This is a genomic window from Glutamicibacter sp. AGC84 (genome assembly GCF_053543575.1).
Map to the genome: position 1 here is coordinate 277,802 of NZ_JBLVOC010000027.1, position 12,775 is coordinate 290,576.

Genomic DNA, 12,775 nt, shown 5'->3' on the forward strand with positions numbered 1-12,775 from the left:
GAACCAGGTTCTGGCACACCCGGTCGCTCGTGCCCATCCCGAATAGGCGGTCAATCCGATCTGCATGGCAATGTTGCCTAGAACGCGACGCTCGCAACGCCCCGGACCATCCAAGCCAGAGATGCTGCCCGTGGCCAGTTGAGGGCACAGGCAGCATCTAGGTTGTTGTCATCAAATCAGCCGTTAAAGGTGTCCGGGTTAGGGCCGGTGCGTCCATCGCGATCAAGGGCATCAATGCTTGCCAGTTCGCCGCTGGTCAATTCGAAGCCGAACAGGTCCAAGTTGGCGATGATGCGTGATTCAGTCACAGACTTCGGGATGATCACCCGGCCCTGCTGCAGATGCCAGCGCAGGATGACCTGAGCCGCGGACACCTCATGTGCCTGAGCGATGCCCACGATGGTTTCATCGGTGAGCATTGCACCCTGAGCCAGCGGGCTCCATGCTTCGGTGACGATACCGTGCTGCGCGTTAGCTGCAACGACTTCGCGGTTCTGCAAAGCTGGGTGGAGTTCCACCTGGTTCACGGCCGGAACGATGGTTCCTTCGGCGACCAGCTGCTCCAGTTGCTCGGGCTGGAAGTTGGAGACCCCGATGGCGCGGATCTTCTTCTCTGCATACAGCTTCTCCAGCGCCTTCCACGTCTCAACGTAGAGATTCTTTTCCGGGGCTGGCCAGTGAATCAAGTACAGGTCCAGGTACTCCAGGCCCAAGCGCTCAAGACTTGCATCAAGGGCTTCCAGCGCCTGCTCGTAACCCATGTCCGCAATCCAGATCTTGGAGGTGATGAACAGGTCTTCTCGGGCAATGCCGGACAGGGCCAGTGCTGCGCCCACGCCTTCCTCATTGCCGTAGATGGCGGCGGTATCGATGCTGCGGTAGCCGGCCTTGAGCGCTGAACCCACTGCAGCAGTGGTCTCTTCGTTGGGAACCTGGAAGACTCCAAAACCTACCTGAGGCATTTCAACGCCATTGTTCAGCGTGATGGTTGGAATGGGGGTAGTCATGTCTAACTCCTAGAAATTGGTTGGGGACTGAACAAAACTGTGGATTAGCCAGCTGTAACCAGCTGGGGTGATGCTGCCGAAGACTTCTTGGCCAAGCCCATGGCCAGGAGAATAACGACCAGTGCGACGAGGGTGATCAGTGCGCCGATCAAGATCGGCGAGGTGTAGCCCAAGCCTGCCGCAATGCCCAGGCCGCCAGCCCATGCGCCCAGCGCATTGCCGACATTGAACGCACCGATGTTGGCGCCGGATGCCAGGGTCGGTGCATTGCCGGCGTACTGCATGATGCGGCTTTGCAGACCGGGAACGGTTCCGAAGCCGAAGCCGCCCATCAGCAGCAAAGCGATAACGGTGGCGATCTGGTTGCTCGCGAAGAATCCGAAGAGGACAAGGACCACCAGCAGTGCCGAGATGAAGATGAGCAGAGTGCGGTCGATGCTCTTATCAGCCATGCGGCCACCGATCCAGTTGCCTGCGAACAGGCCGGCGCCGAAGAGCATCAGCAACCACGGAACGCTGGTCTCGTTGAATCCGGTAACCTCGGTCAGGGTGTAGGCGATGTAGGTGAAGGCGCCGAACATGCCACCGTAGCCAAGGACCGTGACGCCTAGGGACAGGCAGACCTGCAGCGAAGTGAAGGCCCCGAGTTCTTTGCGCAGCGAGATGCCTTCGGCTGCGTGCTTGATGGCTGGCACCAGCACGAGGATGCCGATCAGGGCGATAATGCCAATGCCGGAGATGGCCCAGAAAGTCGAGCGCCAGCCGGAATGCTGCCCCAGCAGGGTACCGAAGGGAACACCCAGTACGTTGGCCGCGGTCAGCCCGGTGAACATGATGGCAATGGCGCCAGCCTTCTTGTTGGCCGGGACCAGGTCGGCTGCCACGACCGCGCCGATGCCGAAGAAGGCACCGTGGCACAGGGCAGCAATGACGCGGCCGATCATGGCCACTTCGTACGTTGCTGCCATCGCGGTAAGCGAGTTGCCGATGATGAAAAGCACCAGCAAACCGACGAGCACCGGCTTGCGCGGCCAGCGGACGGTGGCTGCGGTCAGGCCGAGGGCGCCGGCCACCACGCTCAATGCGTATCCGGAAATGAGCCAGCCAGCTGCGGCCTCGCTGACGCCGAAGTCGGCCGCCACATCCGGCAACAAGCCCATGATGACAAATTCGGTAAGCCCGATGCCGAAGGCACCGATGGCCAACGCAATAAGACCGAGCGGCATAGCGTTACTCCTGATAGACTGGATAAATTAGTTGCACACGCTTGTTATTGCGCGATGAACACTATCGTTGCACACGCAACTAACCAGCGCAAGCAAGTACTTTTGGAGGAACCGATGGGAATCGCAGATGATGCTGTCGAAATTCGGGCAAGAGGGTGGCGCACTTTGGCGTCGTTGCACGGATTAATCGATACTGCACTTGAAAAGGACCTGACGGCGCAAGTGGGGCTCTCTGTGGTCGAGTACACACTTCTGGATGCCCTGAATCGTCAGGATGGCTGGCATATGCGCATGGCGCAGCTGGCCCGCGCCACGGCACTGAGCCCCAGCGCAACGACGCGACTGGTTACCAGGCTCGAAGACCGCAATCTGCTCTCGCGGGTGCTGTGCGCCGATGACCGCCGCGGCATTTACACCGAGCTCACTGCCACTGGCCACGAGCTGTACCAGAAGGCCAAGCCCATTCACGATGCCACGCTGGAACGCGTGTTGAAGCAGGCAGAAGAGCAGCCTGAGCTGGCGCCGCTGGCCCGCATTCTCCACGAGTTCTCTGCCGCGTAGCCAATTGCTGAATCCTTGGAAGGGACCGTCCTTGCTGCATCCGAAATTTTCCGCCGTGCTTTTCGATTGCGATGGCGTCCTGGTGGATTCCGAGTCCATCACCAATTCCGCGCTCCGCCAGATGCTCATCGAGCTGGGCTGGGCGATCAGCCCCGAGCAATGCATCGAGATCTTCATCGGCAAGGCGTTGAAAGACCAGTGGCAACCCATTCTCGACCAGACCGGATTCCGCATCGACGACCAGTGGATTAGCCAGTTCCGCGCACGCCGCGACGAAGCGCTGCGCTCGGAGCTGCAGCCGATCCCCGGAGCGCTGGAAGCAGTCAAGCAGATTTCCTCGGTCTACGGCCAGAACATTGCCTGCGCCACCGGCGCAGACCGGGCCAAGGTCGAAATGCAGCTGGCCCTGGCCGGGTTCACCGAGTACTTCGGAGACCGGGTCTTCAGCGGCATGGAATGCCCGCGCAGCAAACCGGCACCGGATGTCTACCTGGCCGCAGCCGCGTCACTGGGCATTGACCCAGCTGGCGCACTGGTTATCGAGGACACTGCCACCGGGGTGGCTGCCGGGATCGCGGCCGGCGCGACGGTGTACGGCTATTCCAACGGCGGACCCACGAGCACTTCGCCCGAGCTGCTGCGCGCGGCCGGAGCAACCCATGTGTTCAGCAGCATGGACGCACTGCCCGGCATGGCTTCCGGAGCATAATTGACGGCTGCGCTGATCGAGTACCGCTACCCCGCCGGCCGGACCAGGACCCTGTCCAGGGATACTGCCAGCTTGCGCCAATACCCCAGCTCGTAGACGATGATCACGGTCAGCGGCGAGCACAGCAGCACCAGCAAGCAGGCCCACACCGGAACGCCCAGCTGGCTGAGCCCGGCCGCGGCCAGCGGCATCAGGAACGTGGGCAAATGCGCCCAGGTGAACATCGGGGCACCGAGCAACCAGGTCAGCAGCAGGGTAATGATGACCATGAAGGCGAAAACCGGAATCGCCAGAGCCACAATGACCACCACTGGGTCGGTAGCGGCTTCGGGATCATAAGCGTAGCCGATGGTGTGCAGCCCGGCGCCGATCGCGGCAATGGACGTGAAAAGCGCAATATGCCCGAAGATCCACGCTGCGGCCTTGTCCCGCCGCAGGTGGAGCACCGGCCCGGAGGGCAGCTGGAAGTACGCCCACCACAGCGAGAAAGAAATCAGCACGCCCGCGGCGACCACCACGATGCTCTCGAAATTCCAGTTCGCCCCTTGGGAGATCGTCCGGGCAGCTGCCAAGGTTCCCACGATGCATTCGCCCAGGGCAATGATCGACATGAGCGAATAGCGTTCCGCCAGATGGTGGGCGTGCCAGGGAATACCCGATTCGCCATGGGAACGGGCCACCCGCTCCGCAATCAGCGGTGCGCTGAAATCGATGATCCAGAAGACCGCCAGGCAGCACAACGCCGGAACCAGCGAGAGCGGAAGGAAGAGGAATGAGGTCCAGCCCAGCTGGGCAATGCCCACCCCGATAGCATTGCCGCGCGCTGCCATCCGGTGCTGCGGATCGTGCCGGGCCACCCGCAGCCACTGTCCGATCAGCGCCACGCGCATGACGATGTAGCCGGCGACCATCACATTGGCATCAAGCACCGCCCCCTGAACGATGGAGGCGAACATCATCGGGATGCCGACCGCCAGCACGATGACGCCCGCCATCTGTACCAAGGTCAGGCTCCGGAACAGCCAGTCGTCGTTGTCGAAGGCCGAGGCCAGCCACGCGTAATTGGCCCAGGCCCAGATGATCGACAAGCACGCGATGGCAAAGGAGATGATGGCCGGCGCATAGTGCCCCACCTCGATGCCGTGGGCCAGCTCGCTGCCGGCAGCTCCGAAGGCGGTGACAAATGTCAGGTCGAAGAACAGTTCCAGGGTGGTGGCGGTCCGGTTCTGCTCCTGCGGATCGCGTCCGCGCATGCGGCGCAGGCCGTGCTGATAGAAATCAAGACCCGTGCTGGCGGACATCGTGCGGCTTTCTCGAAAACTCAACGGAGGACATTCACAAGAATAGGTAACCGCCAGCTGGAATTATCGCATTGACGCCTCGGCAAATCCGCGGGGCCTACTTCCCAGCCGAATCCAGTTCATGCTTCAGCGGGAAGTACCAGCGCATGATCTTGCGCAATTTGTCCGAATCATCGCGGGCCCAGTTGCGCATGAGCTCGCCTCCGAAGGAAATGGCCGTGACCGGCTGGGCGCCGGCGGCGATCATCCGTTCGAAGGCGAAGTCGTGCGCCGCCTGGGATATGCCGCCCACGGCGTCGGCTACAGGATAGACCTCGTAGCCTTCGGAAAGCATGTCCAGGGTGGGAAAGGCGAGGCAGACCTCGGTCCACAACCCGGCCATGACCACCTTGCGCCGGCCGCTGCTTTCGATGGCCTCCCTGAACTCGGCATCCTCCCAGGCGTTGACTCCGCTGCGGTCAATTTCCTTGACCCCGGGCAGCTCGTCCTTGATCACCTGCGCGGTGCCTTGGTTGACTCCCATGTCCACGCCCACGGTCGAGAGCACCACCGGAATCCCGTACTCCGTAGCCAGCCGGCACAGCGCCACGACATTCAGATCGATCCGCTCGCGAGTGGTGGAAGTGACCGTGCCATACTGCTCGGGCTGGAAGTCGATCAACGCCAGCACGCAATTCTCCGGCGTGAGCAAGTGGTCTGCGCGCTGATCGCGAACCGGTTCCGGCGAGGTTTTCTTGGGCATGTGTTTCTCCTTCAAGACCTTTGCACCAACGAAAAGTGGTTCGTGGAAAACAAGTTACCTTACGCAGCGCGGAGGAACCAGAGTACAGAGCGGGGCATATTCGAATACATTGGCCAATTGCATCCACCTAAGGCACGCGTATTTGAGACGAGGTGCGGCTGTACCGCAGCTGCGGGAGTCTTCACCAGATCCAGCTTCACCTTTCAGCCAGGTGGCAAACACTTGGGCGCCTGAGCCGGACGAAGCACCATTCGAAACCCACCGGCCGCCGTTCTGGCGACCGATAGGAAGCAATCTGGCCAACTGATGGTGTTCTACTTGACGTGCTGCGCCTGCTGGTCGGCTTCGAAGTAGCTGATCAGCTGTTCCTCCAGACCTGGAATCTGCAGCGCCTGCCCCGATGAGCGCAACGAACGGGCACCCAGATCACCGACCGCGACGGCTGCCCTGGCAGCCAGAGGCGAAGTTTCAGTTGCTCCTCCCTCACGGGCGAAACGCAGGAATTCGGCGATCAGGTTCGGATCGGCGCCGCCGTGGCCCGCATCGTCGCCCTCGATCTCCACCTTCAGATCGGGTTCGGCATAACCATGCGTGGTGCGGGTGTTCCACACATGGATGAAGTCCCCGGGGCCATCGCCGAAGTTCTCTAATCTTCCGGCGCTGCCGATGACCGTGTAGTTGCGCCAGTAGTCGGGGGTGAAATGGCACTGTTGATAGGAGGCCAGCACACCGTTATCCAGCTTCATCTGGACCATCGACAGATCCTCCACGTCGAGCTTCGGATTCAGGCCGCGTTGCGCGGACGGTGGCCAGTTCTCCAAGGAGAACCAATCCCGCATGCGCAAGTCCGCATTATTCCTCCGATCTTCCACCTGACCGTAGACCGCCAGCGATCCGACACCAGAAACCTGGGTGCTGTAGCCGTCGGCCAGCCAGTGGATGACATCGATGTCGTGTGCCCCCTTCTGCAATAGCAAGGTGTTGCTGTATTGGCGTTCGGCATGCCAGTCCTTGAAATAGTAATCTCCGCCGTTGCCCACGAAGTGCCGGCACCACACAGCCTTCACCTCGCCGATGGCGCCTTGTTCGATTAGCTGCTTCATCTGCCAGATCACCGGCATATGGCGCATATTGTGCCCGACGTATAATCTGGTGCCGGTGCGCTGGGCGGCGGCAAGAATCTCGTCGGCGCGCTGAAGGGTGATGTCCAAGGGCTTTTCGACAAACGTGGGGATGCCCGCCTCCAGCGTGCGGAGCACAACGTCGCGATGCGTGAAATCCGGAGTAAGGACCAGAACTGCGTCGAGGCCGGTATCCAGCAATACCTGCAGATCCTCGGTGACCTCCGCCTCGGGCAAGGCTGCCCGGGCATCCTCGCGGCCGCGCTCGCTGGTATCGCAGACGATCCGGATCACGCTGCCTTCCCCTGGCCTTTGCAGGTAGCGGTGCAGCGAAGCCCGCAGTCCGAAGCCGACGATTCCGACCTTGAGGTCCATATAGTTCTCCTTTAGGTTGGCGCCCTTGCGGCGCGCACAGCAAATATTTGATGACCGGATGATGCCCGCGCGGTTAGCGTGGACCGAGGTTCAGCGGGCCGGGGAAAAAGCAGCGTGCCGCATGATCGCTCCGAAGCTGGTCAAGCCCCGGCTCGGAAGCGGCGCAGCCGGGTTGCGCGATGGGACAGCGAGAATGGAACCGGCACCCCGTCGGCGGGTCGATGGGCGAAGGCGGATCCCCCTGCAGCATGATCAATTCGCGCGGTGTGCTCGAACCCTGCCGGAGTTCGGGTGCCGCGGAGAGCAGGGCCTGGGTGTAGGGGTGGGCACTGTGCTCATAGACCCTGTCGTAGCTTCCGGATTCGACCACCTTGCCTAGATACATCGTCGCGACACTATCCGAGATATGCCGGACGATCTGCAGGTCATGGGCGATGAATACGAAAGTCAGCCCGAGCTCCTGCTGCAGATCCTGAAGCAGGTTGACCACCTGGGCGCGCACCGACACATCCAGTGCCGAGACCGCCTCATCGCAGATGAGCACCCGGGGATTCAGCGCAATGCCGCGGGCAATGCCGATGCGTTGCTGCTGGCCGCCGGAGAAGTTATGCGGATAGCGGCTCAAATGGTCCGGGTTCAGCCCCACCAATTCCATCAGCTCCGCGATTTTAGCCCGCCGCCGGGAGCGTGGCACCAGATCGGGATGGATTTCGAAGGGTTCGAGCAGGATCTGCTCGATGGTCATCCGCGGATCGAGCGAAGCATAGGGATCTTGGAAGATGAGCTGGATGTTCCGGCGCATCATGGCACGCTCGGCACGCTGCAGCTCGTTGATGTCCACCCCGTCGAAGAGCACCCGGCCTTCGCTGGGCTTTTCGAGCCCGGAGAGGATGCGGGCAAGCGTGGACTTTCCACATCCGCTCTCGCCGATAATCCCTAGCGTTTGCCCGGCGGCCACCTGTAGGTCCACCCCGTCCAGCGCCTTGACGACTTTCTTCGCTCCGAAGGGCAGCGGGCGGGCTACTGGGTAGTGCATCTTGATATCGCGCAGTTCCATAATCGGTCCGGACGCGGACTCTAGAGTCTGCGGCTCAGTGGCTGTATGCGACATGGCTCGGTACCTCCTGGGAATGGAAACAGGCCGATTGGCGTCCGGCCGAGATGGCCTCCAGTGCGGGCACGGCGGCGGTGCAGGCTTCGTCGCTCAGGAAACACCGGTTGGCGAATGAGCAACCCACGGGAATGTTCAGCAGATCCGGCGGGGTGCCAGGAATGGCCGGGAGCCGGTGTCCCTTGAGCGCTTCGCTGGCCACGGATTCTGCGAGCCCCCGGGTATAGGGGTGTCGCGGCGCGGAAAGCACTTGGGCTGTCGGACCCTGCTCGATGACCCGTCCGGCATACATGACGGCTACCTGATCAGTGACCTCGCGCACCACCGAAATGTCGTGGGTGATCAGTATCAGGCCCATATTGTTCTCTGCCTGCTGCTCCTTGAGCAGCTCCAGAATCTGGGCCTGCACGGTCACGTCCAAGGCAGTGGTCGGTTCGTCAGCGATCAGCAGCTCGGGTCCCAAGGCCAGCGCCATGGCAATGACAATGCGCTGGCGCATGCCGCCGGAAAATTGGTGCGGGTAGTCGCTCACCCGGCTGGCCGCGGCCGGAATGCGCACCCGGTCCATCATCTCGATGGCCGCGGCCTTCGCGGCTTTGCGGCTGTAGCCGCGGTGCACCCGGAACAGCTCTCCGATCTGCCGGCCCACCGGATGCACCGGGTTCAGGGCGCTGAGTGCATCCTGGAACACCATGGATATGCAAGGGCCGGTCAGCTGCCGGCGGCGTTTGGCACTGATGGACAGCAGGTCTTCGCCGTTGAGCAGGATTTCGCCGCCGGCGACCCTGGCCGGCGGGGTGTCGAGTAACCCCATGATGGTCCGGGCGGTCACCGACTTGCCGGATCCCGACTCACCCAGGATGCCCAGGCACTGGCCGGCGGCAAGCTGCAGGTCGACACCATTGATGGCGGTCGCGGTGCCCTGGGGCGTGGCGAACTGGACGCGCAGGTCGCGGATTTCCAGCAGCGGCCGAGGGGCGTTGGGCGGTTGCGTCATTACTTGCCTTTCGGGTCGAATTCGTCGCGCAGCGCTTCGCCGAATAGCACGAAGCCGAGCACCGTTATGGTCAGGAAGATCGCAGGGAAGAGCAGCAGGTGCGGTGCGGCGTCGATGTAGTCGCGGGCGGCCGCCAGCTGCAATCCCCAGGAGACCGCCGGCGGAGTCAGCCCGATGCCGATGAAGGTCAACCCGGCTTCTGCGGAGATCATGCCGCCGACACCGAGGGTCTGCAGTACCAGCAGCGGGGTCACAGCGTTGGGCACGATGTGCTTAGTGATAATGCGCCGGTTGCCGGCGCCAAGCAGCCGGGCGGCCTGCACATATTCGCGGTGCCGGATCTCTAGCACCGAGGAGCGCATGAAGCGCACCCCGCCGGGCCAGCTGAATAGCGCTAGCGCGAAGATCACGGTCCAGATGTTGCGCTGGCCGAACAGCTGCAGCACCACGATCGCCGCCAGGATGAACGGCAATCCGAAAGCCATATCGCAGATGCGGGAAATGACCGCGTCCACCCAGCCCCCGAAGTAGCCGGCGATCGCGCCCACCAGAGCGGCGATGGCGAAGGCGATGGCCGAGACCACGATGCCCACCAGGATGGAGGCCCTGGCCCCGTGGATCACGTTCGTGTAGTAGTCGCAGCCTTGGATGTCGATGCCAAAGAGATGCGCTGCGCTCGGGGCCTGGTTGGAGAGCATGATGTCGCAGTTCTCGGTCGGGCCGGAACCGAATCCAGTGAAAAGCTGCGGAAAGGCCGCCATAATGATCATCAGAAGCACGATCGTACCGGAGATGGCCAGACGGGGGCGCAGCCACCAGCGCCGGTGGGCACCACTGCTCGGAGCCGGGGCACGGTCCACCGCTTGGGCACCGTCGCCGATACCGATTGTTGTACTTGTCGCGCTCATATTCTCACCCGTGGATCGATTAGACCGTAGGTCAGGTCAACCAGGAGGTTGAAGACCAGATAGATCAGCACCAGCAGGGTGGCGATGCCTACCACTACGGTGCCTTCCTTGTTGTTGATGGAGGTGACCATCAGCCCGCCGATACCCGGCAGATTGAAAATAGCCTCGATGATAACGGCACCGCCGAGCATCCCGGCCAGGCTCAGCCCGAGGTAGGTGACCACCGGGATCATGGCGTTGCGCAGCGCGTGGCCCCAGATGATGCGCCGCGGGGTGAGGCCCTTGGCCTTTGCGGTTCTCAGGTACTCGGCGCGCAGGACGTCCACCAGCGAGGTGCGGGTCAGCCTGGCCAGGCCCGCAGCGGCCTCCAGCGCCATCACCAGGGCGGGCAAGATGAAGGCCATCGGCCATCCGGCGCGGATGCCGGCCGGATCGACCCAGCCCAGGTGCACGCCGAAGTAGGTTTGGGCACCCAGCGCGATGACGAACCCCGGCACCCCCATGAACAGGACCGTGAAGACCAGTGCGAAGTGGTCCCCGGTTTTCCCTGCACGTAACCCGCCGTAGACTCCGATGAGAAGACCGATGAAAATCTTGAGCACCCATGCGGTCAGGGCGAGGGCCAGGGTTGTTGGCAGACGTTCCAGAATCAGTCCCAGCACCGGACGGCCGAAGAAGTCGATGCCGAAATCGCCGCGGAAGACGCCGAGGATATAGTTTCCATACTGGACGAAAAATGGATCATCCAGATGGTACGCTTGGCGGATCTGCGCCACGGTGGCTTCCGGCAAGGGACGCTCCCCTGTCAATGCCGAAATCGGGTCACCGGGCATCAGGAAGGTCAACGCGTAGATGATGAATGTGGCGCCGAGCAGCACCGGGATCATCTGTCCGATACGCCGAACGGTATAGCTCAGCATGGGTACTCCCTCATCACAATAGGTGGCTGGCGTGACCGCAAGATCTTTGTGCGGCCGCGCCAGCCAGACGGAACCGTTGCTAGCAGCCGTAGCCGGCGCGGTAGTACTGCAAATCTCCCTGGACGTCGTTCAGCTGCGCGCACTGCGACTGGAGTCCGTAGTCGGTAGGAATGAACAGCGGGATCGCTGGCAGATCCTCGACGATGATCGTCTCGGCTTCGGTGTAGAGTTTGGCGGCCTTGGCTTCGTCCATTTCCGCACGAGCCGCACGCAGCAGCGTATCGACCTTTTCGTTCGAGTAGCCGGTGACGGCATTGCCGTCTCCCCCGGTCTCGTACTGGCTCAGGTACTGGTCCGGGGACATGTAGGACCAGCCCCACAGACCGAATACTGCGCCATCGAGCTTCTGGCTGTTGCGGCGTTCGGAAAGCTCTGTGCCCAGGGTGGGCTTGAGCTGCACCTTGATGCCAAGGTTGTCCTGGATCTGCTTGGCCAGCGCTTGGACCAGCTGCTGGTCCGAGGCGGAGTTGCTCTCGATGATCAGCGTGCCGTCAAACCCGCCGTCCTCGGCCAGGATCTTCTTGGCCCGCTCCGGGTCGAAGACGCAGTCGGCGCAGGAGCCGGACACATAGGAGCCCAGCGACGGAGGCACCAGAGAATCCGAGGGATCCGCGTGGCCATTGAGCAGCGAGGCGGCAATGGCTTCGCGATCGATGGACAGCGAGATGGCCCGGCGCAGAGCCGGAGATTTCAGTTCATCCACGTATTCGGGGATCTGCAGCGTCTGCTGCTTGGACGCGGTTTTCACCTCGTAGAGGGCCTGTTCGCCCAACTGGCTCTTTGCTTTGTCGACCATGGTTGCCGGAACATTGCGGATCATATCCAGGTTTCCGGCGGTCATATCGGTATAGGCGGCATCCACCGCGGTGTAGATCTTGCCGACCAGCTTATCCGCGCCGCCGGAGAATCCTTCGGCGCCTTTGAAGCCGTCCCACTTCTCCAGGACGACCTGCTGGTTATGGTCCCAGGAAATGAACTTGTAGGGGCCATTGGAGACCGGAGACTGCTCATAGGCTTCCAGATCTTCGAAGGCGGATTCCGGCATGGGGCAGGTCGGATTCGTGCTCAGCAGCTTCGGGAAGTCGGCGTTCGGCGCCTTCAGGGTGACCGTCAGGTGAGTTTCGTCGACAACCTTCACCCCCGAGAGCTTATCGGTCGCAGCCTTGCTGCCATCGGTCGGATTCAGTTCTTCGTATCCCTCGAAAGATACGAAGGTACCGTTGCCTTGCCAGGCGTTGGAGCCGGTGGCTGTCGCGTTCCAAGCCTCGGCAAAGGAATTCGCCGTGACTGGCGTGCCATCGTGGAAGGTCCATCCGTCCTGCAACTCTATGTCCCAGACCTTTGCATCCTGGCTAGCGACGGACTTCGCTGCCAGTGGCTGCAGTTTCTGACTCTGGGAGTTGACCTCCATTAGGTTCGCACAGAGCGCCATGCCTATCTGGCTACCGGGTTCCTTCTGAGGAGTGATGCTTTTTGGTTCCGTCGACATGAATGTCAAAGTCGCATCGGGTCCTTCGGCACCGGTGGCCGCAGTGTTCGACGATGAGCATCCCGTCGCGAAGAGCGCCAAAGAGGCCACCCCCGCAACGAAAGCGATTTTCTTGGACTGCTTCATCCTTTTCCTCCCTGATTTACGGCCTTCCAGGCACGAGCGCCAAGGTAGTGGTAACCGTCACTTTTATTTATTTTATGAAATAAAGTAAACACGGTAGAAGCGTCATGTCAACAGTTGCTCGT

The 12,775-nt window shown here is 61.8% G+C and carries 13 protein-coding genes; 3 read left to right on the forward strand and 10 right to left on the reverse strand.

Annotation, left to right across the window (positions count from 1 at the left end):
• Positions 1-176: 176 nt before the first annotated feature.
• Together ACNPN0_RS17765 and ACNPN0_RS17770 are read right to left on the reverse strand one after the other, a co-directional pair.
• Positions 177-1,007, reverse strand: coding sequence for an aldo/keto reductase (locus ACNPN0_RS17765; RefSeq protein WP_448937504.1), 831 nt, complete (start codon positions 1,005-1,007; stop codon positions 177-179).
• Positions 1,008-1,051: 44 nt separating this feature from the next.
• Entirely contained in the window at positions 1,052-2,233 is a 1,182-nt protein-coding gene (locus ACNPN0_RS17770; protein WP_448937505.1) for an MFS transporter, read from the reverse strand.
• A 114-nt stretch (positions 2,234-2,347) separates the two neighbouring features.
• Here ACNPN0_RS17770 and ACNPN0_RS17775 point away from each other — a divergent pair, with 114 nt between their 5' ends.
• Together ACNPN0_RS17775 and ACNPN0_RS17780 are read left to right on the forward strand one after the other, a co-directional pair.
• Positions 2,348-2,794 carry a MarR family winged helix-turn-helix transcriptional regulator gene (locus ACNPN0_RS17775; RefSeq protein WP_332503593.1) on the forward strand — a complete coding sequence of 149 codons (447 nt, stop codon included), beginning with the start codon at positions 2,348-2,350 and terminating at the stop codon, positions 2,792-2,794.
• A 55-nt stretch (positions 2,795-2,849) separates the two neighbouring features.
• Positions 2,850-3,503 (forward strand): HAD family hydrolase, encoded by a 654-nt coding sequence (locus ACNPN0_RS17780; RefSeq protein WP_448937506.1) that lies wholly within the window; start codon positions 2,850-2,852, stop codon positions 3,501-3,503.
• A gap of 26 nt (positions 3,504-3,529) precedes the next feature.
• Here the strand turns inward: ACNPN0_RS17780 and ACNPN0_RS17785 are convergent, their stop codons facing one another.
• The 8 genes from ACNPN0_RS17785 to ACNPN0_RS17820 form a co-directional block, all read right to left on the reverse strand.
• The gene (locus ACNPN0_RS17785; RefSeq protein WP_448937507.1) at positions 3,530-4,804 is read right to left on the reverse strand and encodes a low temperature requirement protein A; all 1,275 of its coding nucleotides are present in this window, start codon (positions 4,802-4,804) and stop codon (positions 3,530-3,532) included.
• A 97-nt stretch (positions 4,805-4,901) separates the two neighbouring features.
• Positions 4,902-5,546 (reverse strand): isochorismatase family protein, encoded by a 645-nt coding sequence (locus ACNPN0_RS17790; protein ID WP_332727898.1) that lies wholly within the window; start codon positions 5,544-5,546, stop codon positions 4,902-4,904.
• A gap of 314 nt (positions 5,547-5,860) precedes the next feature.
• Positions 5,861-7,042, reverse strand: a complete 1,182-nt coding sequence (locus tag ACNPN0_RS17795) for a Gfo/Idh/MocA family protein (RefSeq protein ID WP_400342653.1) — start codon at positions 7,040-7,042, stop codon at positions 5,861-5,863.
• Between the two features lie 73 nt (positions 7,043-7,115).
• Entirely contained in the window at positions 7,116-8,153 is a 1,038-nt protein-coding gene (locus ACNPN0_RS17800; RefSeq protein ID WP_400342651.1) for an ABC transporter ATP-binding protein, read from the reverse strand.
• A complete protein-coding gene (locus ACNPN0_RS17805) occupies positions 8,134-9,150 on the reverse strand; it encodes an ABC transporter ATP-binding protein (RefSeq protein WP_400342650.1) in 1,017 nt (338 codons plus the stop codon). Before ACNPN0_RS17805 ends, ACNPN0_RS17800 begins: the two co-directional genes overlap by 20 nt.
• Positions 9,150-10,058, reverse strand: coding sequence for an ABC transporter permease (locus ACNPN0_RS17810; RefSeq protein WP_448937508.1), 909 nt, complete (start codon positions 10,056-10,058; stop codon positions 9,150-9,152). Before ACNPN0_RS17810 ends, ACNPN0_RS17805 begins: the two co-directional genes overlap by 1 nt.
• Positions 10,055-10,978: an ABC transporter permease gene (locus tag ACNPN0_RS17815; protein WP_400342646.1), complete on the reverse strand. Its 924-nt coding sequence runs from the start codon at positions 10,976-10,978 to the stop codon at positions 10,055-10,057. Before ACNPN0_RS17815 ends, ACNPN0_RS17810 begins: the two co-directional genes overlap by 4 nt.
• A 79-nt stretch (positions 10,979-11,057) precedes the next feature.
• Positions 11,058-12,449 carry an ABC transporter substrate-binding protein gene (locus tag ACNPN0_RS17820; protein ID WP_400342645.1) on the reverse strand — a complete coding sequence of 464 codons (1,392 nt, stop codon included), beginning with the start codon at positions 12,447-12,449 and terminating at the stop codon, positions 11,058-11,060.
• A gap of 55 nt (positions 12,450-12,504) precedes the next feature.
• Between ACNPN0_RS17820 and ACNPN0_RS17825 the strand changes: the two genes are divergently transcribed.
• Positions 12,505-12,741, forward strand: coding sequence for a hypothetical protein (locus tag ACNPN0_RS17825; protein ID WP_448937509.1), 237 nt, complete (start codon positions 12,505-12,507; stop codon positions 12,739-12,741).
• Positions 12,742-12,775: the final 34 nt, after the last annotated feature.